The organism is Paenibacillus sp. J14, from assembly GCF_000518465.1.
GTDB lineage: Bacteria > Bacillota > Bacilli > Paenibacillales > Paenibacillaceae > Fontibacillus > Fontibacillus barengoltzii.
This window is the reverse complement of the sequence record NZ_JADQ01000017.1, coordinates 65526-89704: the sequence shown is the minus strand read 5'-3', so window position 1 is coordinate 89704 and position 24179 is coordinate 65526. Positions and strand designations below refer to the sequence as shown.

Sequence of the window (24179 nt, the reverse complement as noted above, 5' to 3'; positions counted from 1 at the left end):
CGTGAGCAACGGAAGGGCCGGCTGAATTCAAGATTCGACGTCGAGTTTGCATCTAAGAAACTCATCGTGATGGGAAGAACACTTTTTGAACTACCAATTAAGGGGAGTAATGTTGTGGTAAGCATTAAGGACATAGCCAAAAAAGCCGGAGTCTCCATCTCCACGGTATCCTATGCTCTAAATGGAAGCCCGAAAATTACCGACGAGACGACCGCAAGAATTTTGGCGATCGCTGAAGAACTGAATTATGTGCCCAATGCTGCCGCACGTTCCTTGAAAACCCGTGAATCGAAAATCATCGGCGTGTATTTGACCGATTTCAGCGGCGCTTTCTACGGCGACTTGTTGCAAGGCGTCAAAGAAGTGCTGAATCAAAAAGGGTACGACATGGTCGTATGCAGCGGCAAGCAGTCCCATCGATTGCTGCCTGAACGGATGGTCGACGGGGCGATTATTTTGGATGCCACGTTCTCCAGTCAGGAGCTGCTCAAATACGCTGACATTGGGCATAAAATCGTAGTGCTCGACCGTGAGCTTAACCATCCGAACATTAATCAAGTTCTGCTGGATAACAAGGCGGGAGCGACCTTGGCGGTCGAGCACTTGATCGAGTTGGGGCACCGCAAGCTTTATGTCGTTACAGGGCCCAAAGGTTCCTACGACTCGAAGCAGCGGCTAAAAGCAGTAAAGCAGACGGTTGCTCGTTTCGACGGGGTGGAGCTGACCGAAATTGAGGGGAACTTCAACAAGGACGCCGGCGAACGGGCGGCTGAGCAGATCCTTCGGGACGCGACCTCACCGGTGGGCGTATTTTGCCTGAACGACGAAATGGCGATAGGCCTCTACAATGCGGTGAAACAGACCGATTATGTGATCGGCAAAGACATCCATATTATTGGCTTCGATAACATCGAGTTAGCCGAATATACGGTGCCGCGTCTGGCGACGATTGACTATTCCAAACGGAAGTGGGGAGCGTTGGCATCCGAGCAGTTGTTGAAGGTGTTGGCCGGGGAGCCGGTTGAGCATGAGCGGGTATACGTAACGCTGGTGCAGGGCAATTCCGTGGGCCAAGTTTAATTCGGACAAAAAGAGAAGAATAAGGGTACAAATTACCCTTATTTTCACGTTGAGCGAATAACCGGGACGAATAACGGTAAAAAATGGCCTTATTCTGCGAAAACGAGCTTGAAATCCCCCTTCTGAGCACCATTTGGCGAAAATAAGACCCTAAAATGGCCTTATTTTCCAGAAACAAGGGGTTAAGGCTGAAATAAGGCCAAAAATTACCACTATTTTGGCGCGACAAAAACACAAAGAAGCCGCTGATCCAACCAATCAGCGGCTTCTTCATATTTTATGCTCTTGACCGTACTTCCTGACGCATGAACAGGACGTAGGACAGGCCAAAGCAGATCATGGTGGCGGCCAGCAAACCGGTCAATTGCGGCCAGATGAGCAATAGGCTTTGGCCCAGCGACAATGGGCTTGCGATCGCCCCGACGAGCTGGTCCATCGTTAGCGGTCCCAAGGCGCGGACGCCGGGGGAGAGCATCGTCGAGATCGTCTCCGAGAACAGCTCTGTCGGGGACAGGCGGTTCAGCGTCAGCACGAGGTTCATCTGCCGCAGCTGCGCCTCCGGCGCCGCCATTTGCGAGACGGCCGTCGCGCTGTCGATCATGTTGATGATCATGCCATAGAAGATCGTAAAGAACAGCCAGATGGCGATGGACGACAGTGCCGACGTTGCTGCCTGCCGGAAGCGGATGGAGAACAGAATCGACAAGCAGAGCCAGAAGCCGATGTAGACCACCGCAATCAGCAGGAAGATGAGGATGCGGGCGAACTCCTCTGGAGTTGGCGGATATCCGATGGTAAACAACCCAAGCCCCATCACCAGCAGCCCCAGCGAAAAGACCACGACCGCAATGATCACCAAAGCAGAAACGAATTTAGCCTTGATGAAGTCATCGCGGTAGATCGGTTGCGACAGCAGGCGGCCCAACGTTCCTTTATTCCGTTCGGAATTGACGGCGTCGAACCCTAACGTGATTCCAATCAGCGGTCCTAACCAGGAGAGGAAGGTAGAAAAAGAGGGAACCGCCAGTGCAGAACTGGTTAAGGTATACATTTTCAGGAACAGGAACGTATCGCCCGCCCCGCCGCTAGCTGAACTGCTGCCCGAACGAATCGCCGAGACAGCGGAATAGATCGAGCCGATGCAGGCCAGTACGATAATGCCCATTAGGATCCCAAAGCGCCAGCTGCTCAAGTGGTCACCAATCTCCTTCTGGACCATCACCCAAAAAGAGGAAGACGAGCGCTCCTGCGGCGGATTCGCTTCTCCGCCGGGACGGAGCTCTGCCCATAGCTTGCGTGCCCGTTCCCGCCACTCATCCAGGCGCAGTTGCTCTTTGAAAGAACGGCTGGCTGCAGTTTTGTTTGGCTGCATCATGACTCACCCCTTTTTTCAAAATAGCGATGGTAAATATCGTCAAGTCCGTATTCCTTACGACGGATGTACACCAGCTCTGCGTCCTTCTGAATTACGGCATCAGCAATTTGGGCGGTCAGGTCCCGTTCGCATACGACCGTTGCAGTTACGCCGCGTTCGAGCTCGTCGTCTCCTTGCTGCGGGTAACGGATGTCACGGACCCCCTCAATGCCAGAGATGTTGCGAGCTAACTCCTCCGTCCAGCCTTTGGCGCCAACCTCTATATAGACGTTACCGTCCGCATCCAACTGCTTGGACAAGGTGCGGATGTCACCGCAGGCAATTAACTTGCCTTGGACGAAAAGGCCAACCCGGTCGCAAATTTGCTGCACTTGATGCAGATGGTGCGAGGACAGCAGCACCGTCAGCTTCTCGTCGCGGCTGAGCGAAGAGATGAGGGCGAGCAGCTCCCGCACCCCTTCCGGGTCAATCCCCAGCGTCGGTTCGTCGAGGATGATGACCTCCGGATTTTTGATGAGGACGTCCGCCAGACCTAACCGTTGCCGCATCCCGCGGGAGAACGCGCCGACTTTCTTGCCGGCGTTGTCCGCAAGCCCGGTTTTCTCCAACAGGGCTTTGGCGCGCTGCAAGGCTTCTTGCTCCGATACGCCGTTCAGCCTTGCGGTATACACGAGATTATCCAGCGCTGTCCGATCCTCGTAGAACCCGACATCATCAGGCAGATAGCCAACCTTCCGCTTCACCTTCAGCGCCTCGCGCGTCGGGTCAAAGCCGCAAATCCGCGCCTGTCCCGAGGTGGGCTCGGTCAGCCCCAGCATCATCAGGATGGTTGTTGTTTTTCCCGCGCCATTGGGGCCAAGCAGTCCAAAGATTTCTCCGCGAGCGATGCTTAAGTTCAGATGGTCAACAGCGGTGGCTTCTCCGTATTTCTTCGTCAGCTGCACGAGTTCAATGACCGGACGTTCACCAGCAGCCGATGGGGTAGGTGTCATGCCGGTTTCCGTAACCATGGATTATCTTCTCCCATATTTCCGGAACAGGTAATAGATGCCTCCGCAAACGGCCAGTATGATGAGAACCCCCACCCATCCCCATAATACGGACGATTTGACGGTAACCCGCAGATCAGCGTTCGCGCTTTTGTTCGCGGAGGAGGCAGTCAGACTGACGACGTAGTCCCCTGGGAGCGATTTTTTGCTGGATTTAATGGTAGCTTGAACCTGCTTGCTTTCACCCGGCGCGATCGAGGTGATCGAGGAAGGCTCGAAGGACACCTCCCAATCCGTCGGAGCGGCCGAAGAGAAGGAGAGATCCTGCAGCTCAGCAGAGCCGGTATTTTGGACGACGAAGGTCAGTTTGCGTTCGGAGCCTGCTCCAACATCTGCGCTCAGCCGGTCATCTACCGTCGAAAATTTCATGTCGTACGTTCCCGTCACGACCGCTTCGATTTTGGCGTTAGCTGTGGTGTCCCCGCTTGTAGCCGAAATCGGAATTTCATACGTGCCGGCTTTGATTTGCTCCGGCGGCTTCACCTCAATCGTAATCGACTTCTCGGTGTTAGGTTCTACTTCAACCGAAGTGACGCTGTTGCCGTCCGCTTTGAAGCGAACATCCCAGCCTTGATCGGCTTGCGCGCTGAAGGCGTAGGTCTGCTTCTGCGTTGTTCGGTTGCGCAGTACTGCACTGTACGTAAACGTGGAGTCCGAATGGCCCTCCATGTTCGCTTGATCCAAGGTCAGTTCGGTTTTGAAGGTCCCTTGCTCGGAGACGTTCACGACCAGCGGCAGCGTTGCATCATCTGCTTTCAGATTAAACACGTACCGGCCTTTGTTAATTTGCAGCGGAACCTCAAGATCCAGGGTGAAGGATTGCGTTTCACCGGCTTTTACAGCCAACTTGGAAATCTCGCGTCCGCCGGCGGTGAGCTCATATTTCCAATCCTTGCTTTGCGTCTCCAGCGATAGATTGGCCGAAGCCGTACTGCCGCCATGGTTGATAAGGTCAATCGAATACGACACAGATTCGCCCGGTGCAGCGGACCATTCCAAATATGGCGTAAAGAGCTCCAACGAGCCCGCCGCCGAGGCTTTGCCGACCCCGGTTAAGGCACCGCTTAGGGTCGTGACCAGAATGAGCAGCATCAAGGCTGCTTTTCGATAGGTTTGAAGCATCTTTTGTACCCCCTAAGAAAAATAATGATGTTCATCAAGGGTACGCACGAAACCTCGTTTTGGATTTATGGATTTTTAGAAATTTTTTTGGGGTTTTCAAGCGAATTCATTTTTGATAAAACGGGAGGTAAGAAGAGGAGAAATTTTGCGGGAGGGACAAGTATGGACCTGCAAAATGAAGAGATGACCAGGCAGCTTCGAGAGATGTGCAACGGTTCGGTCCGTGCATTTGATGCGTTCTATGCCTGTTATTCTCCTTTTGTCATGCAGGTAGCCTGCCGTCTGGTAGGGGAGAGGATGGAGGCCGAGGATATTTGCCATGAGGTGTTTTTGGAGGTGCTGCGGCGGGGGCAAGATTATGATCCGTCGCGCGGGTCCATCAAAGCCTGGCTGGCGGTGATGACGCGCAGCCGCAGTCTCGACCGATTGCGGCGCAAGGCGCGGCTGAAGTATCCGGGCGATGAGGCGCTGCGCCGGGATGCGGTGGACGAAGACAGCTCCGGCGAGAATCAAGTCTTGTCCCGGTTGGAACGGGAAGCGCTCCGCACAGCGATCTATACGCTGCCGGAGACGCAGAAGAAGGCGATTATGGGCTCTTACTTCGCCTTGCAAACTCAACGCGAAATGGCCGAAGCTTGGAGCGTTCCGATCGGCACGGTAAAGTCTTGGGTACGATACGGACTGAACAATTTGCGCAAGCAGCTGGAGAAGCAGGGTTGGGGAGAACCGCTGGAAGGAGGGAACGAGCATGAACGGGCAAAACAGCGATAAGGTAGGCAACATCGGCGGCCCAGGCAATGAGAAGGTCTGCATTCGGATGTACACCGAGCAAGAGTGGATTGATTGGTTGCTAGGAACGCTGGAGGAACCACGGCACGCTGAAATGGCGATGCACCTGAACCAATGTAAGACTTGCCTGAAGCAGAAAACGTATTGGGAAAGCGTCCTAGGCCTTGACGGCAAGGACGGTTCAATGCCAGAGCAACGGAAGCAACCTGAGCATTCGGCGACTTCGGTGATGGCAGATCAACTGAAGCTGCAGGACATGTCGAAGCTAGTGGGCGGATCGGCCTCAGGCAACCGGTTGTTACCTCCATATCCGGCGGCAGATCCGGAACAATCGCAATCACAACGGGTTCAGCCATTCGTTCCTCCTTCCGCGCCGCGTTTGGACCGATGGGCAGACATCACCCCTTCGGAACGAATCCGGCGCCGTCTGCGGAACCGGGTCAGATGGATTGGCTGGCGTCGCAGAGCGTTAAAGCTGCTTACGGTTCGTTGGAAGTGGACGGTGTCGCTGGCAGCCGCGCTGATCGTCCTGGTCGGCATGGGGGGGGTCATCGATCACTTAAACCAGCCGGCCGCTAGCTGGGATCGCTATGTGCAAACCTATGAGCCCGACGCGCTGCCGGTCCTGTCCAAGCCGGATACCATCTCTTATCCCATCGCCATGGGCCGCATGGAGCCGGAGAACGGTATGGTGTGGTACAATGCAGGTACGCGAGAGATGCTGATGCTGGTCGGCGGGCTCGTTCCGGATAAAGGACAGATGGTTCGCGTCTGGATCGTGAAAGAAGGAGCGCGCGACAGCCTAGGGTTGCTGCAATATCACAACAACCGGGCGCATCTGTACGTCAAGGATAAGACGCTGGGTTACGGCGACAGCCTGGAGCTGACGATTGAACCGGCTTACGGGGCGCCGGAGATGAACGGGTTTTCTAATTCGATCTCGTTGGATTTGTTGGGGCGGTAGTGCCAAGCAAAGCGAGATTTGGGAGGTTTCCTAAATTTCGCTTTTTTACGCGAGAGTTGCAGGATATGGCGAGCGGGGCACGACTCGTAAAACTAAGGCGAGCGGCTCGGCAGGAGGGAGACATTTCGATATGGATCGGCTTGAGTTTATCGGCACCGGGGATGCGATGGGCGTTCCTAGAGTGTATTGTGATTGCGAGGTGTGCGGGGAAGCGCGCAGCTCCGGTGTGAACCGGAGGTATCGCGCTCTGGTGGCGGTGGAAGGTGAAGAGGGCGGCTTCCTAATCGATTGCGGACCGGATTGGCGGTCCGGGATGGAGCGGCGAGGGCAGCGTTTTGCGGAGCAAATTCTGATCACGCACGCCCATTTCGACCATATTGGCGGACTGCCCGAATGGGCCGATGCCTGCCGCTGGCTGGGTAGACGGGGACAATTGTATGCGCCGCAGGAGGTGTTGGACACGATCCTTCGCCAGTTCCCTTGGCTGGGCAGCCATTTAGATCTGCATGCCGTTGGCGCGGAGGGCACTCGCCTAGCCCGGTGGCAGATTTCCGCGTGGAAGGTCTTCCACGGCAAAAACGGCTTTTCGTACGCCTATCGATTAGAGAAAGATGGCTTCACCTGGGCTTACTGCTCGGATTCCATCGCCTTGCCAGAGGATCAAAAGCAGCCGTTGTTTGGCCTTGATCTGCTGGTGCTGGGCACAAGCTTTTATCACGAAACCGCCGAATTTACGACCCGGTCGGTGTATGACGTGAAGGAGGCGCTGGAGCTGTTGAACGAGATTCGGCCGACGCGGACGGTATTCACGCATCTGTCGCATGACATCGATCTGCGACGCGATTATGGACTGCCAGAGGGAGTGGAGTTTGCAGTGACGGGAATGCAAATGTCGCTGCAGAAGGGGAAGTAAAGGCTAAGGGGCTCCGAGGGGATTTCCAAAGGATTTTCAAGGAGATGTCCGAGGGATTTACGAGCAGATGTACAGCTGTGTTCCAACGGATGCACCGGCGGATGTACGGCTTCGTTTCCCAGCGAATGTCCTAGCGGATGTCTGAACTTCGTTGCCAACCGTTGTCCAAGCAGATGTCTGAGCTCCGTTTCCAGTGGGCATGATAATGTATGCGAAAATTCGAATACATTTCACCCACGTGGGGTCATTTTGACCAAATGTATATGAAATTTCATGCTTATTCACCCCATTTTGACGCAAATGCCCTGAATCTATATGAAAAACCGAATAGATTTCGAGTTTTGGGCGTTTAACAGCAAATTATATTCGAAATTTCAGCTATATTAAAAAAACTAACTGGAAGGATCCAGTTAGTTTTTTGCATTCAGCACAAACTTCTCGATGACATGCTTCACGCCGTCTTCATTGTTGCTTAACGTGACATAGTCGGCGATTTCCTTCAGCGCTGGGATGGCATTACCCATCGCCACGCCTAGGCCGGCGGCTTCGAGCATCTCATGGTCGTTCCAGGAGTCGCCGATAGCGATCGTTTCTGATAAGTCGCAACCAAAATGGGCGGCCAGGAAGCGCAGAGCATGGCCCTTGGTGCCTTCCTCATGCATGATTTCCAGGAAGTTCGGCTTCGACTTGGTGATATGAACGCCGTCCCCGAGCAGCTCGCGCAGCTCCGGCGCGATTTGGTCCAGGTAATCGGGTTCGTCGATGATCAGCATTTTTGGCGTTGGCTGGGCGACCAGCTTGGCAAAATCCGGCTCCACATAATATTGCGTCCGGTTCAGCTTGGTGTAGTCGATCAGCTTCTGGTTCTCCTCGCGGGCGTACAGCTTATCGTCAATGTACGTTTGCAGGTGCAGGTTGCGCTCGATGCAGTATTCGAACAGCTTGCGCGCTGCTTCCATGGGGACGTAACGCTCGTAGAGCACCTTTTCGTCCATCAGGTTTTTGACCAGTGCGCCTTGGTACGTAATAATCGGTACGTTAAGTCCCGTTTGACGGGCGATCGCTTGAGCAGATGCGTAAGCGCGGCCGGTAGCCAGCGTGACGACGACGCCCTTGGCCACCGCTTGCTCCAACGCCTGCTGTGTTGCAGGGGTGACCTCTTTGTCATCATTAATTAAAGTATCATCAATATCGATGGCAATCAGTTTATACATGGTTTCTCTCCTTTAGGGAAGATCTCTCTAGCCAACCGTTTCGGGGGATTCCGATTCAACTCCCCCCGATTTCAATTCCGCGAGCAACATGCCGCCCAGAATACATAAACAACCAAGCCCGGTGGCCCAGCCGAACTGTTCACCGCCAAAAAGCACCCCGGTCGCCGCAGCAAACACCGGTTCCATGGCGAAGATGACCGCGACCCGAGAAGGACTGGTGAATTTCTGGCATACAGTCTGGATCCAAAACGCAAATGCGCTGGTAGGCCCAATGGAAACGAGCAATGCCAGCCAGACTTCCGGCTGCATCAGCTGCCCGGCTGTTTCGCTCCAGGAAGCGCTGCGCTCGAACAAGAGCGAACCCGCTGCGCTGAGAACGCCCACTACCGCCATCTGCAACGAAGCTAAGGGCAATGCCGGATAATGGGGAGCAAAGACGCCGGTATAAGCAACGTGCAGACCAAAGCCTACTGCGCACAAAAACACGAGCCCATCTCCCAGGTTCAACACGAAGCCGGAACTGCCGGCAAACGCCAGCAGATAAAGCCCCGCGGCAGCGAGAAAGGCGCTGATCCAGGTGAATCGCGAGATTTGATGTTTTAACATCCAATAGGACAAAAAAGGCACGATCACAACGGACAATCCGGTGATAAAACCGGCGTTGGAGGTTGAAGTATACAGCAAGCCAACCGTTTGAAACGTATAGCCTAAAAACAGGAATAACCCTAGCAGCGCAGCATGCCCCATCATGCGCCAGGACAATTGCTTCCATTCTTGCCGGTAGAACACGCTAATGATCAAAGCGAGCAGCAGCGCTGCCCCGATAAAACGGATGCCGTTAAAAGCCAGGGGCGGGAGCACCCGGACCGCATGCTGAACGATCAGAAAGGTGCAGCCCCACATGAACGCCACGAACAACAGCGCCAAATCCGCCAGGCGCGTGCGGTTCGCGGCAGGCTTTTTCATAAAAGTAGAAGCCGGATGCTCGTCAATCTTCAAGGAAAATCAGCCCGATGAATTCGTCCAGCTCAATGTTGCCGAAATAGTGCTTCACGTCAACGCCGGCGAGCGCATCCCGTACAGCCGAATCCTCATATTTTACGCCTCTCAGCTTGTCCTCGATATCGGCGACGTCGCCGACACCAAAGAAATCGCCGTAAATCTTAATGTTCTGAATATGTCCGTCCTTGATGTTCATGCGCAGATCGATAATGCCGACGGGGAATTTTTTCGCGTGCTTCACATTGCTCTCCGGCGACAAACCATAGTTCCAATCCCAGTTCTTGTAGCGTTGCTCGGAAATTTCATGGATTTTTGCCCAATCCGCTTCCGTCAGCTTATATTGAGGCACTTCGTGCGGTTCCATGCCAAAAATATGCCGCAGCAGCTCAGCGCGGAACTCCTCGATCGTCATTTTGCGATCCAGGAAGTCGATGATGTTGGCCACCCGGCTGCGCACGGATTTGGTGCTCTTCGATTTGAATTTTTCCGGATTGGCGTTCAGCGCGGCCTGTACGTTGTCGAGGTTCAGATTAAACATCAGCGTACCGTGGCTAAACATGCGGCCCCGCGTAGCAAATTGGGCGTTGCCCGAAATCTTCTTCTCCCCAACCTGAAGATCGTTGCGTCCGGTCATCTCCGCATTCACGCCAAGGGATTTGAGCGCAGCGACCACCGGCTCGGTAAACTTGCGGAAGTTATGGAACGACTCGCCGTCATCCTTGGTGATGAAGCTGAAATTCAGGTTCCCCAGGTCGTGGTACACCGCACCGCCGCCGGAAAGCCGACGGACGACTTGTACGCCGTTCTCCTTAACGTATTCCTGATTGATCTCCTCGATGGTGTTCTGATGCTTGCCGATAATGATGGAAGGTGCGTTGATATAAAACAGCAAATAGCTGTCGTCCTCCAGCGGCAAATGTCTTAAGGCATATTCTTCGATGGCCAAATTGACGGACGCATCGGTAATGCCTTCGTTATCGATAAACAGCATGGTTCTCCATCCTCCTATTTTGCGGCCGGCCGCCTGATTCTCAGGCCCCGGGATGTAGTCATACACGCATACGATTTTATTGTAAACCAATTGGTGTCGAAACCAAAGGGGGAGCAGCGTTTTTTGCCGGAAAAGAACGCAAAGTTCTTCCTTGTTGACGGAAAAAGACGGGACACCGATAATGGGGACACCTGAACTTTTTGGAAAGAAAAGAGGAATCGCTCGATGGAGTTAGAGATTTTTGGCCACGGCGGCGATCTGGTGACGGCTTCGGCCCGGTACGGCGTGGCGGCAGGGGAATGGACGGATTTTAGCGCGAACATCAATCCGCTGGGGCCACCTCCTGGACTGCTGGATGCGCTGCGCGAGGCGTTGCCCGGCATCGTGCGGTATCCGGATCCCGGGCACCGCGGGCTGGTCAAGCAGTTGGCTGAGCACCTTCAAGTCGAGGAGGAAATGCTGGTCATTGGCAACGGGGCGGCGGAAAATATGGCACTGGCGCTGCTGGGACTTACTCCGGAGAAGGTTGGGGTGGTGGAGCCTTGCTTTTCCGAATACCGTACGCTTTCGGAGCAGTTTGGTGCCCAGGTGCAGTTGGTATTTGGAACGGAAGCGCGGGCGTTTAAGACCGCGCCGGAGGTGGTGGAGGACCTGATTCGAGAGACGGATTTGGCGTTTATCGGTCAGCCCAACAATCCCAATGGAGTGCAATACAGCTTGGACGAACTGCGGCGGTTTGCGGCGGCCGGAGAGCGGTACGGCACGTATGTGGTTGTCGACGAAGCGTTTATCGACTTTATTCCGGAACCGAAACGCCGCACGTTGCTGCCGGAGCTTCGGGATTATCCGCATCTCATCTTGATCCGGTCGATGACGAAGTTTTATGCGATTCCGGGCCTCAGGCTCGGTTACGCGATCACGCATCCGGAGACGGCCCAGCGCATGCGGGACAAGCAGGTGACCTGGAGCGTCAACTCGTTGGCACTGCTGGCGGGGGAGTATTGCTTGAGGGCGGATGCTTCGTATGAGCAGGCGACAATCGAGTTGGTGAAGCGACAGCGTGACCTTCTGATGGGTGAGCTGACGCGTCTCGGGTGTCAAACCTGGCCGGGCGAAGCGAACTTCCTGCTCGTACGGCTGCCGGAGCCGTGGACGGCCGAAACGATGCAAACGGCGCTTGGGCGGCGCGGGGTGCTGGTGCGCAGCTGCGCGATGTATCCGGGGCTGACGGAGCGGGATATCCGGCTGGCGGTGAAGGATGAGCCGGCCTGCAGCAAGCTGCTGCGGGAGCTGGAAGCAATCATGCGCGGCTAAAGGACGGGTAAGCGTTCGATGTTGTGCTATTGAACTTAGGTGTATTAAAAGTTGTTGTTGGTAGACTTTCATGTTGGGAGGAAGGGAAGGATGACGATGGGAATGCCTTTTATGGCGGCCCGTCCGGGCGAAGTGTATGAATCCAAGGTATGGCCCGGCTTAAAGCTGGAATATGGGGAGCGGCATTTGCTGCTGGAGGCGCCGGAGGAGATGGACGGACTGAGCAGCGCAGTCTATGGCGGTGGATCTGGCCGGCTGCGCCGGATGGTCAACATCTACGTAGACCGCCAATACCGCTGCGACGATCCGGCGCGGGACATTGCGGAGTTGCTGGAGCAATGGGGATACCCGGCCGAGGGGACAGCGGGGCTGCTGACGGCGGTCCCGATGCGCTACGCCGCGGTGGCGGAGGAATGTGGCGAGGATTTCGCCGTCTTCTGCTGCGCGACGGCGGGGGCGTCGAACGCCGCGCGGGCGGGCGTTCGGCGGACGACGTTCCCGGCCTCATGGACGCCGGGAACGATTAATGTGCTGCTGGCCGTGGATGGGCGGCTGACGCCGGCGGCGATGGTCAACGCCGTAATGACGGCGACGGAGGCCAAGACGGCCGCGCTGGGCGATCTCGGCGTGCAGGACGCCGAGAACGGGCTTGCGGCCACCGGCACCACGACCGACGCGGTCGCGCTTGGCGTGAGTCAGCGGGCCGACTGGCCGCTTCTGCACGCTTACGCGGGCACCGCGACGGACCTGGGCGGCACGGTGGGCCGCCTGGTGTACGCCGCCGTAGGCGCGTCGCTGCGCGCTGCGGCAGCGGGGGCGCGCGGGTGATGGCGGCGTGGTGGGTGGTGCCGGTCGCGTATGCGCTCGACCGGCTGCTCGGCGATCCGCGCTGGCTTCCCCACCCGGTGGTGGGGATGGGCAAGGCGATCGCCGCGCTCGAGGCGGCCGTCCGCCGCCTCGTCCCGCCCCGCCGCTACCGGGCGGCGGGGGTGCTGCTGCCGCTGGTCGTCGCCGGCGGCAGCTTTGCCGTGACCTGGGCGCTGCTGCGCCTGCTGGCCCAGGTCAGCCCGTGGCTGGCGGCCGCGGCGGAGGCCGCCCTCATCTGGACGACGATCGCCGCCAAAGGCTTGCGCGAGGCGGGGATGGACGTGGCCGGCCACCTGCTGCGCGGTGACCTGCCCGCCGCCCGCCGCGCGCTCGGCATGATCGTCGGACGCGACACGGCGCACCTGGATGCGCCGGAGATCACGCGCGGCGCCGTCGAGACCGTCGCCGAGAACATCGTCGACGCCGTCGTGTCGCCGCTCGTTTTTGCGCTGCTGGGCGGCGCCCCGCTGGCGATGGCGTATCGGGCGGTGAACACCCTCGATTCGATGGTCGGCTACAAGAACGACAAATACATCGATCTCGGCTGGGCTTCCGCCCGGTTGGACGATATCGCCAATTACCTCCCCGCCCGGCTGACGGCGCTGCTGCTCTACGTCGCAGCATGGGCCTTGCGGCTGGATGCCCGCGGCGCGTGGCGAATGGTGCGCCGCGATGCCGCCAAGCATCCGAGCCCGAACAGCGGCTACCCGGAGGCGGCGGTAGCCGGGGCGCTCGGGGTAAGGTTAGGCGGGGAAAATTCCTACCACGGCGTCGTTTCGTTCCGCGCCTATATGGGCGACAAAACCCGGGAGCTGGCGCCCGGGGACGTGGCGAAGACGGCGAAGCTGATGTTTTGGGCAGCGAATGCAACCGTCATTGCAGGAACGGCGGCATGGATCGCGATCGTCGGCAGCTGGAGTTTGATTTAGTCGGATTCGGTCCGCTGTGTCAACAAGCGGGGCTTGAATTTTGGCTCGAGGCATTGACCGGGAGGTGAACGAAAATGAACGCGGAATGGTGGCTGGTTCGTCATGGTCTCACGGCCTGGAACGCCGAACGCCGATATCAGGGCCACAGCGATCCGCCGCTGCTGCCGGACGAGGCGTCGAGTTTGGCAGAGCTGCGCCGGGAACTGGCGGGGGTGAACTTCGCCGCGGTATATGCCAGCGATTTACGGCGCTGCCGGGAAACGTTGGCTTGGGCCCGTCCGGATCTGCTGGACGGCGCGCAACTGGACCCCCGTTTGCGGGAAATGAATTTCGGCCGGTGGGAAGGCCAAACGTATGAGATGCTGAAGGATGACAAGCGATACCGCGCCTGGATCGATGATCCGCAGGCTGGAACACCCCCCGGGGGCGAATCCTGGCAGGCTTTTCAAGCACGGGTATCTGAAGTAGGCGAGGAGCTTCTGATGCAGACGATGGCGTTAGCGGGAGAGGCCCCTAACTCCAACTTTGGCTCCGGCAGCTTGGCAATCGACCCGTTGCGCAAGCCGGCGTTCCTGCCGCCAACCTTGCGATTGCATCCGCCTTCGCCGCAACCCGCTTCACAACCCGCTGAGTCCGTACGTCTGCTCATCGTGACCCACGGCGGCGTGATCTCGATGCTTTGCTCGCTGCTGCAGCCGGGTCTGGGTTTCTGGGACACCCGGGTTGGGCCGGGCGGCGTTCAACGTTTGTTCTTTCATGGGGAAGGCGAACCTGATATGGAGAAGGAGGGGCATGATGAATGAGTCTGAGATGAAGATGAAGCTAAAGCTTGGCGTGCTGGATTTGGTGCCGAAGCTCCCGGAGACAACGGCAGAGGCGGCGCTCGAACAAGCGATCCGGTTGGCGCGGCAAGCGGAAGAAAGGGGATATCTGCGCTATTGGACGGCGGAGCATCACGATATGGAGGCATTGGCCAGCGCGGCGCCGGAGGTGCTGCTGTCGGCGATTGGAGCGGCTACCCGCCGGATCCGTCTGGGGTCGGGCGCCGTATTGCTCCCGCATTACAGTCCGCTGAAGGTCGCGGAAAACTTCCGGCTGCTGGCGGCCCTGTATCCGGGGCGCATCGATCTCGGGATCGGGAGAGCCCCCGGCGGGGAGGCGCACGCGTCGATGGCTTTAAGCGGCAATTTTCTGGAACGGGTCGGGCGTTATCCGCAACTGGCCAAGGAGCTTTCCGACCTGCTTGCGGATCGTTATCGCTACGAGGACCATCCCGTAACCGCAAGGCCGGTCCCCCAGCTTCCGCCTGAACTCTGGATGCTCGGCACGAATGTCAAAAGCGCGGGGTATGCGGCCGAACTCGGAACGGGATATGTCTTCGGCCAATTTATGAGCGACAGTGACGGAGCCGAAGTCCTGCGGGCCTACCGCGATACCTTCCGCCCCTCCGTCCACCGAGCCGAGCCCTCCGCCATGCTTGCCGTCAGCGTGATTTGCGCGGAGACCGAAGCCCGGGCGGAGGTTTTGGCGGCGCAGGCGGCGGAGGGATTCCGCGCCCGCGGAGGGGCGCCTTTTCAAGGGTTTTCCGGGACAGCCAAGCAAGTCCTAGAACAATTGGGAAACCTGCAACAGAAGTGCCGCAACGACGAGTTCCTGATCGTATCGCTGATCCCCGATTACGAGGAACGGTTGCTCTCCTATCAACTTCTGGCCGAAGCGTCCCGTGTTGAAAAGTTGTAGATTGTACAACATTTTCCCTGGTCTTCAGGGGTTCTGGCCATAATGTTGCAGAAAGTGCAGCATTTTTGCGGGGGAGGGCCCATAATACTGTGAATTGCTGTACGAAATACAGCATTTTGCGGTTGGCAGCTCCCCCATGGGCCCAAAATGTTGTATAAAATACAATATGAGTTCGGCACCAAAACATCAAACGCACCAAACGGTCTCACGAAAGAAGCACCTACTCTAAAGCGCTTATTGCTGATTATGCCACCACACTATTTTAATCCCCTGTAACAGAAGTAGGGGGCGCATCTGTCGCTCGACCGGCCTTCAATCCGGAAGCGAGCAGCAGGACCAAAAATCCCACGGCGACGCCCCACAAACGAAGGCGTTCGAGCCGACCGCGTCCAGTCCTCCGAAATACATCACTTCCCGCAGCCCTCCTGCCGCAAACTGCAGCGGCGTCCGCGAATGAGCTTCGGCTTATGGATTTTATCACCGCAGCGTTTCATTGAATGAGGTTTTAAAATAGGCTTAGAACTTGGTTTATGGGGCATTAAAGATTAGATTGACATATCGCAAAATGTAGATATAATACAAGACATGGATCCAATTGAAGTGTTCAAGGCGTTGTCTAACGAGTCGAGGTTACAGATTTTGCAGTGGCTGAAGGAGCCCGAAAAACATTTTGTGCCCCATGAAGGAGTGGATATGAGGGAAATCGGGGTGTGTGTCAGTCAAGTGACGGATAAGTTGAACATGACACAGTCGACAGCGTCGCAGTATTTGTCCATTCTGCAACGGGCCGGACTGATTCGAACCGAGCGAATCGGCAAATATACGTACTACAAACGCAACGAAGAGAAAATAAGCGAATTAGCTGATTTCTTAAATCAGAAACTCTAATCTGAACTGAATACCTCAAACGTATTCAGTTTTTTTTCGGCCCAACAGATCGACATATTGCGATATATGAATTTATCAAAAGGATCCTCATGTCGGTAACGATTCATACAACAAAAAGAAGGAGAAGTGAACGTATTGTCTAGCACGTGGAAAGTCTATTTATTGGCATTAGTTACTTTTTTGGTGGGTACTTCCGAGTACGTTATTTCCGGCATCTTGGATAAGATCTCGGATACCCTGGGGATTTCCGTTACTTCCGCGGGGCAGTTGGTCACGTTTTTTTCTTTTGTGTACGCCATTGGCACCCCGATTCTGATGGCTTTGACTGCCAAGGTGGAAAGACAAAAACTGCTGGTTTGGGCGCTGGGGATCTTCGTGATCGGGAATATCCTGTCTTTCGTTTTACCTGGCTATGCCTCGTTTCTCGCAGCTCGCGTCATCATGGCTCTGGGCGCGGGAATGGTTGTGGTAACCGCATTGGACATCGCTGCGAAAATTGCCGCCCCCGGCAAACAAGCCAGCGCGATTGCTACCGTGGTGATGGGCTTTACGGCCTCCTTGATTATCGGCGTGCCTCTTGGACGTATCGTTGCATCACAACTCGGATGGAAATCGGTTTTTGGTATATTGGCACTGGCCGGTCTGGTGGTTATGTTCGTTCTGTACGCCATCATCCCCCGAGTTCAAGGGGATAAACCGATGCCGTTGTCCAAGCAGCTTGCCTTCTTGAAAAACGGCAACGTAGCGCTGGGGCTTGCGATTACCTTTTTCTGGCTCGGCGGATACTCGATCGCCTACACCTACATTTCACCGTATCTGCTGGATGTTGCCGGATTGAAGGAAGGGATATTGAGCGGAGTGCTGTTGGCTTTCGGCATCGCCAGCCTGCTCGGATCCAAATTCGGCGGTTTCAGCGCGGATAAATGGGGGGTGTTCCCGACACTGTCAGGGGGATTGCTCTTGCACGTCATCGCGCTGCTTCTCCTCTCTCTATCCGTTGCCTATACGCACTCGTGGCAGCTGATTGTCATCCTCCTGATCTTGTGGTCGTTTGCGGCTTGGTCCTCCGGTCCAACGCAACAAGTCAATTTGGTTCGGATTGAACCGAATTATTCTGGAATCATGCTGAGCCTGAACCAATCCATGATGCAGTTGTCCATGGCTGCGGGGGCTGCAATCGGCGGCGTCATGATCGAACGGGTGTCTCTGCCATCCATTACCTGGGTCGGGATGGTTGGTGTCGCTATTGCGATCGTGGTGGCGTCGCTCTTGAGAATGCGAATGAGTGCCGGCAGGGAAGGTATCGGAGAAATGAATTGAAGTTGTACCTGATTGCAAACGACTGTCATGCATCATCTTCCGGTTTTCGGAAGATGATGCATGACAACTAAACGACACGAGGAGCCCCGCCCCCTTCATTCCCAAATCCAAGGAAACAGGGGAAATTCTACATACCTAAAAAAAACCAACCGGATCCCTGAAGTTCGCGCCTTGTTGAAAGCGCTTAAAGGCATAATAATGGTTTTATCCTAAACACAGGGGGCATGATTTAATGTTCAATAAGAAGCATTGGAAGAGAACATCCGCCATCGCTTTAACCGCCGCGTTGGCGCTGAGTTTGTCGGCGTGCGGAGGCGGCGGGGCGAAGAACGACGCGGCGGCGAACGAGCCGGCCGGCAACGGGGCAACGAGCGGGAGCGGCGGCGAGAAAATCACCATCACGTTCCAAAATATTTACCCGGACCCGGCAACCCCGTCCTATAAAACGATCCATGCGCTGGTCGAAGAGTATGAAGCGGCGCATCCCAACATCCATATCGAGCTCGACACGCTGAATACCGACCAGCAGAAAATCAAGCTAAAAACGCAAGCAGCCTCCAAAGAGGTTCCGGATATTACGATCGTGAATCCGGCGGCGCAAATGAAACCGTTCGTGGACGCCGGCCTGCTGGCGCCGCTGAACGACATGTTGGATCAAAACGGGCTGAAAGACACGTACCAAGAGGGGCTGCTTGATTATTACAGCTTCGACGGCAACGTTTATGCGCTGCCAGACGGCAACAACATCGAGGTCGTTTACTATAACAAAGAACTGTTCGAGCAAGCCGGCATCACGAAAGTCCCGGAAACGTTCGACGAATTCCTGGCTGACGTGAAGATTTTCAAAGAAAAAGGCATCACGCCGCTGGCGATCGGGGAGAAGGATTCCTGGACCGGTTCGTTCCTGTTCATGAACATTCTGCTTCGTACAAACGGCGGCCCAGGCTTCCTGCAGGACGTCATGGACGGAAAGAAAACGTTCGAAGATCCGGCCTTCATCGAAGCTGTTGACAAGTTCCAAGAGCTGGTGCAAGCCGGTGCCTTCCCGGACGGCGCAACTTCGATTGACGCTACGGCAGGCGGTAACATCTTCAAATCCGGTCAAGCGGCTATGTGGGTCATCGGTTCTTGGGAAACCGGGGCCATCGACGCTTCGTCCGTTGCAGGTAAAGTGGGAGCGTTCCCGTTCCCGACGGTTAACGGCAAAGGAGACCCCAATGAGTTTATGCTAGCGCCGGGCAGTGCGTTCGCGGTATCGGCGAACAGCGAGCATTTGCAAGAAACGAAGGATTTCTTGAACTTCTTTGCGCTGAACTTCCCGAAGAAGCAATTTGAGAACAAAAACGCGGTTGGCCTTGGTCAAAAAGTTGACGGTGACCTGAAAGCCGCAGGCTACTCTGATCTGGCGATCGAAGTTGCTGAATTGTTCAACAAAGTGAAGGGCGGCGACCTGGCGTTCGACAATACGATGAACCCGGCAACGGCGCAAGTCCACCTCAGCAGCATCCAAAACTTGTTCGTGCAGCAAGTGGATTCCGCTCAAGTGGCCAAAGAGCATCAAACCGCCTATGAAGCCAACAAGCAGTAATTCCTTGAGCCAATAACCCTACCTGATCTTTTTACAAAAAGTTACCTTTCCATCGATGCGAAGTAGCCCTTAACAGCATTCGTGCTAGAGCGCTTCTTCGCATCGCATTTCTATTGGGGGGCGGAGAGATGAAAGTACTGAAGGTGCCCGCACGCACAATAGCCGTCTTCGTATTGCCTTGTCTGTTGTTGTATGTGTGCTTGGTGTTTGTTCCGATACTCGTGTCGTTTGGGACCAGCCTGTTGAACTGGGACGGGATCACCACCCCGAAGTTTACGGGGCTGTCCAATTTCCGGGATATGTTCTGGAACGACCCGGTCTTCTGGCCGTCGGTCCGGAGAACGCTGCTTTATGCGGTAGCCTCCATGCTGGAGATTCCGCTTTGCTTGTTTTTTGCTATATTGCTTAGCCGTTATTTGAAAAAGGGGAATACGCTGGCGTCGATCTATTTTACGCCGGTCATTTTATCGGTTGTTATTATCGGACAACTCTGGAAAACGATCTATAACCCGACCTCGATGGGCGGCATGCTGAACGGCGTGCTGATCGCCTTAGGTCTGGACAGTTGGACGCATAATTGGCTGACTGAGCCGAAAATCGCAATGTACAGTCTGTATTTCGTGTCACTGTGGCAGTATTTCGGCTATCATTTGCTCATTCAATATACCGGGGTGCAGAACATTCCGGATGAAATCTATGAAGCTGCAAAAATCGACGGGGCGGAAGGGTTCAAAGCAGACCGTTACATCACGATGCCGCTGATCGTCCCGATCTTCAAAATATCGATCGTCCTGGCGTTTATCGGCTCGTTGCAGGCGTTCGACCTCGTCATGGTGATGACCGCAGGCGGACCGGCGCATGCCACCGACGTCATCTCCACGCATATGTACAACAGCTCGTTTCTGTCTTTGAAATACGGGTACGGCAGCGCGATCGCTACGTTCCTGGTTCTGTTGTGCCTCACATGCACGGCGATCATCAATTCCATCTTCAACAAGCTTGAGCGCAAATACAGCTAGCAAAGGAGGCGAGGTTCATGCGAAAAGTCAAAAAAGGAATCGTCTACGTGCTGTTTGCGATTCCGGTCGTTACCCAGCTGTACCCGCTGTTATGGTTGCTGCTGTATTCCTTGAAGACGAATGAGGAGATTATGGGCGGGAGCTTCTTCGCCTTGCCGAAAGAGCTGCAGTGGCACAACTATCAAGACGCCTACGAGTCGGGGAGCTATTTGAAATATTTATCCAACAGCGTGATCGTTACCGGGATCACCATGATCTGCGTCATTCTGCTCAGCTCGATGGTGGCGTATGCGATTTCGCGGTTCCGCTGGCGGTATGGGAACATGGTCATGACCATCTTTTTGATGGGGATGATGATTCCGATGCAGGCTACGCTGCTGCCGTTGATGGTGATTTTTAAAAATGTCGATATTCTAAATACGCATCTGTCGCTGATTTTGCCGTATATCGCTTTTTCCACCCCGATCTCCGTCTTTATCCTCAGCGGGTTTATGAAGAGCATCCCGGCGGAAATCGAGGAATCGGCGTTTATCGACGGAGCGAGCATTTATCGGATTTTCCGCAGCATTATTTTGCCGGTGTCCGTCCCGCCAATGATGACGGTTTGTATTTTAACCTTTATCACGATTTGGAACGAATACATCTTGGCCGCCACGTTCATTTCGTCGGAGAGACTGAAGACGCTGCCGTTTGGGGTATATACATTCGTCAGCCAATATTCTGTAAACTACGGAGCCATCGGCGCTTTCCTTGTGATGGGGGCGCTACCGGTCATTTTGATCTATTTCTTCCTGTCGAACCAAATTACGAAAGGAATGGTAGCCGGAGCAGTAAAAGGGTAAAGATTGCGCTTGCAAAATAAGGACGCCATCTTATAATGAAGGAGCAGCAGGACACGGGGTTGGGAGGGAGAAAACAGTTGCGAAACAGCTTTCATTCCATAAACCATCGGTTGTTTTTGCTGTTTCTTTTTTGTATGTCGGGCATTTTGCTGATCGTCAGCGTGCTCTACTACAGCCGGACGACGGAGCAGTATCACGAGAAAATCAGCGACCTGTCGCAGAAGAACGTCGCTCAGACCGTTGGGTTGTTTAGCCTGCTTTATGAAGGATACGACAGCTTGTCGAAGTCGATTACGAACAATTTTGAGATGATCCGCCTGCTGAACGAAAAAACCGACGAGCCGGCGGTAGCCTATATTAACGAACAATCGATTACGAACATTATTGGAGCGATCTTTTATTCCCGTGACGATTTGGTGGGCATTCACGTCATTACCAACCGAGGGAAGATATACAACTACGGCAACTCGATGAATGTGCTGGATCCTTCTTATCCCGAGGAGGATTGGTATCACCAGCTCCGCAATTCATCCGGGAAACTGGTATGGTTGGGCGTCTATTCCCATTCGCTGATCGATTTGGCCGAGGACAGCCCGGTGTTTGCCTTTGGCCGGCAAATTTACGATTTAAACGAGCATAAACCGATAGGCATTGTGCTTTACGAGGTGAACCCGGGGCCGGTGCTGGATGCTTTGGATAATCTCAAGCTGGGCGAGCATAGCGAGGTCTATCTCGTCAATCAGCAAGGCCAAGTTGTCTCCTCGTTGACCGAACCGGCACCGATGCTGGACGACCTCCCGAAGCTGGATGCAGCCCGCAACTTGGTTGTAGAGCAGGAGGGTTCGGGGATCACGGTGGCGTCCCGTCTGCCTTTTTCCGACTGGTCGGTGGTCAGCGTGACTCCCCGGCAGGATTTGAATGTAGAGTTATTGGAAACGAAGCGGTATTTGCTGATCGTCATTTCGATCCTGATCATCGTCTCCGCCGTCGTCGCCAGCATTGTGTCGCGGACAATTGCCAATCCGCTGAAGAAGCTGATCCGCGAGATGCGACAGGTGGAAATAGGGAATTTCCGCGGGATGGTGAACGTCTCCTCCTACCAGGAGATCAACATTCTCGTCGCGTCCTTTAACCGAATGGTCAGCCGCATCGAGGAGCTGATCGAACGGGTGAAAATTTCCTCGGTCAGCGAAAAAAACGCCGAGCTGCAAGCGCTGCAGTCGCAGGTGAATCCGCATTTTTTGTATAACACGCTGGATATGATCTACTGGATGCTGGATGAGAAGGAGAACGACCGGCTAGGCGAGCTCGTCTTGTCGCTGTCTTCGATGTTTCGCTACAGCAGTGAGTGGAAGGATGGAGCCAAGGTTACGCTGCGCGAAGAGCTGGAGCAGATTAACCATTATTTGACGATTATTTTGATCCGGCTGGAGGGCCGGCTTCGGGTGGAGAAGACCATCGATGAACGTTGGCTGGACATTCGGCTGCCCAAGATGACCGTTCAGCCGATTATCGAAAACGCAGTGAAGTATGGGTTAGAATCGCTTAAACGCCAAGGTGTGCTTAAGTTATATACCCAAGAGGTTGGAGATGTGCTGAAAATCGTGGTGGAGGACAACGGCAACGGGATGACGGCCGAACGGCTTGCCTGGTTGAAGCAGTCGATCAACGGCCCCGGTCCGAAGGAATCCGGTACGGGCAGCAGCGGCATTGGGCTGCAAAATTTGCACCGCCGTCTTCAACATATGTTCGGTGAACGTTACGGTTTGGAGATCGAGAGCATTCCTGATCAAGGAACCAGGGTAGCCGTCGTGCTGCCGCTTCCGATGGAGGGGGACGTTGCAACATGAATATTTTGATTGCGGATGACGAACGGGCGATTCGCGAAGGCATTAAGCGAACGATCAACCGGATTTATCCGGAGTATGGGGTTGAACTGGCTGAAGGGGCAGAGGAAGCCGCGAAGCTGATGGGCGAGAAGCGATTCGACATTGTGCTCACTGATATTTTGATGCCGGGTATGAACGGACTGGAATTTATGCGGATTTCGAAACGCCGATTTCCTCGGGTGAAGTGGGTGGTGATCTCTGCGCACAGCGAATTCGCCTATGCCCAGGAGGCGGTGCGGCTGGGGGCCCGCGATTACTTGCTGAAGCCGATTGGGAAAACGCGCCTGCAGGAAATTATCAGCACCCTGGCCGCAGAGGTTCGCGAGGAAAGCGAGCAGACGAAGGAAGAGGAGCTCTTAAAAGCCAATCTGAAATATTTGCGCGAGGGCGTATTTCAGCGATTAGCCTCGGGGTTAGATATCGGGAACCTGGATTTGACGCCGTTTATGGAGGACTATCAAAGCTTTTATTTGATGATGGTTCAGATGGATGCTGGGGACAAAAACGTGCGGCTGGAGCATTTTATCGTCGAAAATGTGTTGTCCGAACTGATTGAGCGCCACGGCCGAGGGTTTGTCGTGAGCTATGACCGCCAAAGCCTGCTGGGTCTGATCACGCCGCGGGAGCCGGAGCGGATCGAACGGTTTCAGGAGGAAGTGAAGGCGCATTTGCAGCACTATTTGAAGGTGCCTTTTCAAATTGTGCATTCCGGCTTAAACAACGATTTTCAATCTGTGCCGCAGGTGGTCATGCGGATGAAGCAGGCTTCCGACTCGCCGGTTGCTTTGCTGGATCCGCCGAAGGGTAGCGGGGAGAAAGCGATCGAAGTCGCCCTTCAATATATCAAGGAGCACTACAACGAGGAGCTTTCTTTGGAGAAGGTCGCTTCCATCGTCTTCCTGAACCCGGCGTATTTCAGCCAGTTGTTTAAGCAGAAGGTCGGACTTGGCTACAAGGAATATGTGACCTCGCTCCGTCTGGAGCAAGCCAAGCAGCTGTTGTTAAACCCGAAGCTGAAGGTCGGGGAGATTGCGGAGTACCTCGGCTATCAGGACATTCGTCATTTCGCGCAGATGTTCCGTAAGAAGTATCATGTCACGCCGAATGAATACCGGCAGCAGCAGAATATTAACATCTTGCTGGCCAGCAGCGGCAAGCGGAGTAAGTAGGGAAGAGCGTTCTGTTCTGGTGTACAATGGGAGAATGAACGAATAGACGAGAGAGGATGCCGCAAGATTGCACCCAAGATATAGGATGGTATGGGTTGTTCAAAGAGGAATGTGA

Annotated in this window: 22 protein-coding genes; 16 read left to right on the top strand and 6 right to left on the bottom strand. The window is 55.0% G+C overall.

Annotated features, from left to right (window positions below):
• Nucleotides 1-114: 114 nt before the first annotated feature.
• Complete coding sequence (locus M891_RS0108840; RefSeq protein WP_028538568.1) at nucleotides 115-1080, top strand: LacI family DNA-binding transcriptional regulator; 966 nt, start codon at nucleotides 115-117, stop codon at nucleotides 1078-1080.
• Between the two features lie 277 nt (nucleotides 1081-1357).
• Here M891_RS0108840 and M891_RS0108835 read toward each other — a convergent pair whose 3' ends face one another.
• Genes M891_RS0108835 through M891_RS0108825 form a run of 3 tightly spaced genes read right to left on the bottom strand, consistent with a single transcriptional unit; the run spans nucleotide 1358 to nucleotide 4626 of the window.
• Nucleotides 1358-2455, bottom strand: coding sequence for an ABC transporter permease (locus M891_RS0108835; RefSeq protein ID WP_084628859.1), 1098 nt, complete (start codon nucleotides 2453-2455; stop codon nucleotides 1358-1360).
• Nucleotides 2452-3465, bottom strand: coding sequence for an ABC transporter ATP-binding protein (locus M891_RS0108830; RefSeq protein WP_051416882.1), 1014 nt, complete (start codon nucleotides 3463-3465; stop codon nucleotides 2452-2454). The genes M891_RS0108835 and M891_RS0108830 overlap by 4 nt, the downstream gene beginning before the upstream one ends.
• A 3-nt stretch (nucleotides 3466-3468) precedes the next feature.
• Nucleotides 3469-4626, bottom strand: coding sequence for a COG1470 family protein (locus M891_RS0108825; protein WP_016313069.1), 1158 nt, complete (start codon nucleotides 4624-4626; stop codon nucleotides 3469-3471).
• Between the two features lie 162 nt (nucleotides 4627-4788).
• Between M891_RS0108825 and M891_RS0108820 the strand changes: the two genes are divergently transcribed.
• The 3 genes from M891_RS0108820 (at nucleotide 4789) to M891_RS0108810 (ending at nucleotide 7292) form a co-directional block, all read left to right on the top strand.
• Nucleotides 4789-5397 carry an RNA polymerase sigma factor gene (locus M891_RS0108820; protein WP_028538565.1) on the top strand — a complete coding sequence of 203 codons (609 nt, stop codon included), beginning with the start codon at nucleotides 4789-4791 and terminating at the stop codon, nucleotides 5395-5397.
• Entirely contained in the window at nucleotides 5375-6379 is a 1005-nt protein-coding gene (locus M891_RS0108815) for an anti-sigma factor (protein WP_028538564.1), read from the top strand. The genes M891_RS0108820 and M891_RS0108815 overlap by 23 nt, the downstream gene beginning before the upstream one ends.
• A gap of 130 nt (nucleotides 6380-6509) precedes the next feature.
• Nucleotides 6510-7292: an MBL fold metallo-hydrolase gene (locus M891_RS0108810; RefSeq protein ID WP_009226041.1), complete on the top strand. Its 783-nt coding sequence runs from the start codon at nucleotides 6510-6512 to the stop codon at nucleotides 7290-7292.
• Between the two features lie 410 nt (nucleotides 7293-7702).
• Here the strand turns inward: M891_RS0108810 and M891_RS0108805 are convergent, their stop codons facing one another.
• The 3 genes from M891_RS0108805 to M891_RS0108795 are packed head-to-tail and all read right to left on the bottom strand — an operon-like array spanning nucleotide 7703 to nucleotide 10499.
• Complete coding sequence (locus tag M891_RS0108805; protein WP_009226042.1) at nucleotides 7703-8506, bottom strand: Cof-type HAD-IIB family hydrolase; 804 nt, start codon at nucleotides 8504-8506, stop codon at nucleotides 7703-7705.
• A gap of 27 nt (nucleotides 8507-8533) precedes the next feature.
• Entirely contained in the window at nucleotides 8534-9505 is a 972-nt protein-coding gene (locus M891_RS0108800) for a DMT family transporter (RefSeq protein WP_084628857.1), read from the bottom strand.
• On the bottom strand, nucleotides 9495-10499 hold the full coding sequence (locus tag M891_RS0108795) for a lipoate--protein ligase (protein WP_009226044.1): 1005 nt from the start codon (nucleotides 10497-10499) through the stop codon (nucleotides 9495-9497). The genes M891_RS0108800 and M891_RS0108795 overlap by 11 nt, the downstream gene beginning before the upstream one ends.
• Before the next feature lie 225 nt (nucleotides 10500-10724).
• Here M891_RS0108795 and M891_RS0108790 point away from each other — a divergent pair, with 225 nt between their 5' ends.
• The 12 genes from M891_RS0108790 to M891_RS0108735 all read left to right on the top strand — a co-directional run bounded on the left by M891_RS0108790 (nucleotide 10725) and on the right by M891_RS0108735 (nucleotide 24064).
• Nucleotides 10725-11813 (top strand): pyridoxal phosphate-dependent aminotransferase, encoded by a 1089-nt coding sequence (locus M891_RS0108790; protein WP_028538562.1) that lies wholly within the window; start codon nucleotides 10725-10727, stop codon nucleotides 11811-11813.
• Nucleotides 11814-11903: 90 nt separating this feature from the next.
• Nucleotides 11904-12641, top strand: coding sequence for an adenosylcobinamide amidohydrolase (locus tag M891_RS0108785; RefSeq protein WP_307719284.1), 738 nt, complete (start codon nucleotides 11904-11906; stop codon nucleotides 12639-12641).
• On the top strand, nucleotides 12641-13609 hold the full coding sequence (cbiB, locus tag M891_RS0108780; RefSeq protein ID WP_028538560.1) for an adenosylcobinamide-phosphate synthase CbiB: 969 nt from the start codon (nucleotides 12641-12643) through the stop codon (nucleotides 13607-13609). The genes M891_RS0108785 and cbiB overlap by 1 nt, the downstream gene beginning before the upstream one ends.
• Nucleotides 13610-13683: 74 nt before the next feature.
• Nucleotides 13684-14412 carry a histidine phosphatase family protein gene (locus M891_RS0108775; protein ID WP_028538559.1) on the top strand — a complete coding sequence of 243 codons (729 nt, stop codon included), beginning with the start codon at nucleotides 13684-13686 and terminating at the stop codon, nucleotides 14410-14412.
• Complete coding sequence (locus M891_RS0108770; protein WP_028538558.1) at nucleotides 14402-15349, top strand: MsnO8 family LLM class oxidoreductase; 948 nt, start codon at nucleotides 14402-14404, stop codon at nucleotides 15347-15349. The genes M891_RS0108775 and M891_RS0108770 overlap by 11 nt, the downstream gene beginning before the upstream one ends.
• Before the next feature lie 585 nt (nucleotides 15350-15934).
• Nucleotides 15935-16237, top strand: a complete 303-nt coding sequence (locus M891_RS0108765; protein ID WP_028538557.1) for an ArsR/SmtB family transcription factor — start codon at nucleotides 15935-15937, stop codon at nucleotides 16235-16237.
• Between the two features lie 135 nt (nucleotides 16238-16372).
• The gene (locus M891_RS0108760; RefSeq protein WP_028538556.1) at nucleotides 16373-17557 is read left to right on the top strand and encodes an MFS transporter; all 1185 of its coding nucleotides are present in this window, start codon (nucleotides 16373-16375) and stop codon (nucleotides 17555-17557) included.
• A gap of 232 nt (nucleotides 17558-17789) precedes the next feature.
• The gene (locus M891_RS0108755; RefSeq protein ID WP_016313057.1) at nucleotides 17790-19145 is read left to right on the top strand and encodes an extracellular solute-binding protein; all 1356 of its coding nucleotides are present in this window, start codon (nucleotides 17790-17792) and stop codon (nucleotides 19143-19145) included.
• Nucleotides 19146-19273: 128 nt separating this feature from the next.
• Complete coding sequence (locus M891_RS0108750; RefSeq protein WP_016313056.1) at nucleotides 19274-20164, top strand: carbohydrate ABC transporter permease; 891 nt, start codon at nucleotides 19274-19276, stop codon at nucleotides 20162-20164.
• 17 nt (nucleotides 20165-20181) lie between these two features.
• Entirely contained in the window at nucleotides 20182-21006 is an 825-nt protein-coding gene (locus M891_RS0108745) for a carbohydrate ABC transporter permease (RefSeq protein WP_016313055.1), read from the top strand.
• A 77-nt stretch (nucleotides 21007-21083) separates the two neighbouring features.
• On the top strand, nucleotides 21084-22856 hold the full coding sequence (locus M891_RS0108740; protein ID WP_028538554.1) for a cache domain-containing sensor histidine kinase: 1773 nt from the start codon (nucleotides 21084-21086) through the stop codon (nucleotides 22854-22856).
• Nucleotides 22853-24064 carry a response regulator gene (locus M891_RS0108735; RefSeq protein WP_028538553.1) on the top strand — a complete coding sequence of 404 codons (1212 nt, stop codon included), beginning with the start codon at nucleotides 22853-22855 and terminating at the stop codon, nucleotides 24062-24064. The genes M891_RS0108740 and M891_RS0108735 overlap by 4 nt, the downstream gene beginning before the upstream one ends.
• The last annotated feature ends 115 nt before the right edge of the window (nucleotides 24065-24179 follow it).

Excerpts from the sequence above, each read along its gene's own strand:
- M891_RS0108835 (WP_084628859.1), bottom strand. The coding sequence starts at position 2,455 with ATGATGCAGCCAAACAAAACTGCAGCCAGCCGTTCTTTCAAAGAGCAA.
- M891_RS0108830 (WP_051416882.1), bottom strand. The coding sequence starts at position 3,465 with ATGGTTACGGAAACCGGCATGACACCTACCCCATCGGCTGCTGGTGAA.
- M891_RS0108825 (WP_016313069.1), bottom strand. The coding sequence starts at position 4,626 with ATGCTTCAAACCTATCGAAAAGCAGCCTTGATGCTGCTCATTCTGGTC.
- M891_RS0108820 (WP_028538565.1), top strand. The coding sequence starts at position 4,789 with ATGGACCTGCAAAATGAAGAGATGACCAGGCAGCTTCGAGAGATGTGC.
- M891_RS0108815 (WP_028538564.1), top strand. The coding sequence starts at position 5,375 with ATGAACGGGCAAAACAGCGATAAGGTAGGCAACATCGGCGGCCCAGGC.
- M891_RS0108810 (WP_009226041.1), top strand. The coding sequence starts at position 6,510 with ATGGATCGGCTTGAGTTTATCGGCACCGGGGATGCGATGGGCGTTCCT.
- M891_RS0108805 (WP_009226042.1), bottom strand. The coding sequence starts at position 8,506 with ATGTATAAACTGATTGCCATCGATATTGATGATACTTTAATTAATGAT.
- M891_RS0108795 (WP_009226044.1), bottom strand. The coding sequence starts at position 10,499 with ATGCTGTTTATCGATAACGAAGGCATTACCGATGCGTCCGTCAATTTG.
- M891_RS0108790 (WP_028538562.1), top strand. The coding sequence starts at position 10,725 with ATGGAGTTAGAGATTTTTGGCCACGGCGGCGATCTGGTGACGGCTTCG.
- M891_RS0108785 (WP_307719284.1), top strand. The coding sequence starts at position 11,904 with ATGACGATGGGAATGCCTTTTATGGCGGCCCGTCCGGGCGAAGTGTAT.
- cbiB (WP_028538560.1), top strand. The coding sequence starts at position 12,641 with ATGGCGGCGTGGTGGGTGGTGCCGGTCGCGTATGCGCTCGACCGGCTG.
- M891_RS0108775 (WP_028538559.1), top strand. The coding sequence starts at position 13,684 with ATGAACGCGGAATGGTGGCTGGTTCGTCATGGTCTCACGGCCTGGAAC.
- M891_RS0108770 (WP_028538558.1), top strand. The coding sequence starts at position 14,402 with ATGATGAATGAGTCTGAGATGAAGATGAAGCTAAAGCTTGGCGTGCTG.
- M891_RS0108765 (WP_028538557.1), top strand. The coding sequence starts at position 15,935 with ATGGATCCAATTGAAGTGTTCAAGGCGTTGTCTAACGAGTCGAGGTTA.
- M891_RS0108755 (WP_016313057.1), top strand. The coding sequence starts at position 17,790 with ATGTTCAATAAGAAGCATTGGAAGAGAACATCCGCCATCGCTTTAACC.
- M891_RS0108750 (WP_016313056.1), top strand. The coding sequence starts at position 19,274 with ATGAAAGTACTGAAGGTGCCCGCACGCACAATAGCCGTCTTCGTATTG.
- M891_RS0108745 (WP_016313055.1), top strand. The coding sequence starts at position 20,182 with ATGCGAAAAGTCAAAAAAGGAATCGTCTACGTGCTGTTTGCGATTCCG.
- M891_RS0108735 (WP_028538553.1), top strand. The coding sequence starts at position 22,853 with ATGAATATTTTGATTGCGGATGACGAACGGGCGATTCGCGAAGGCATT.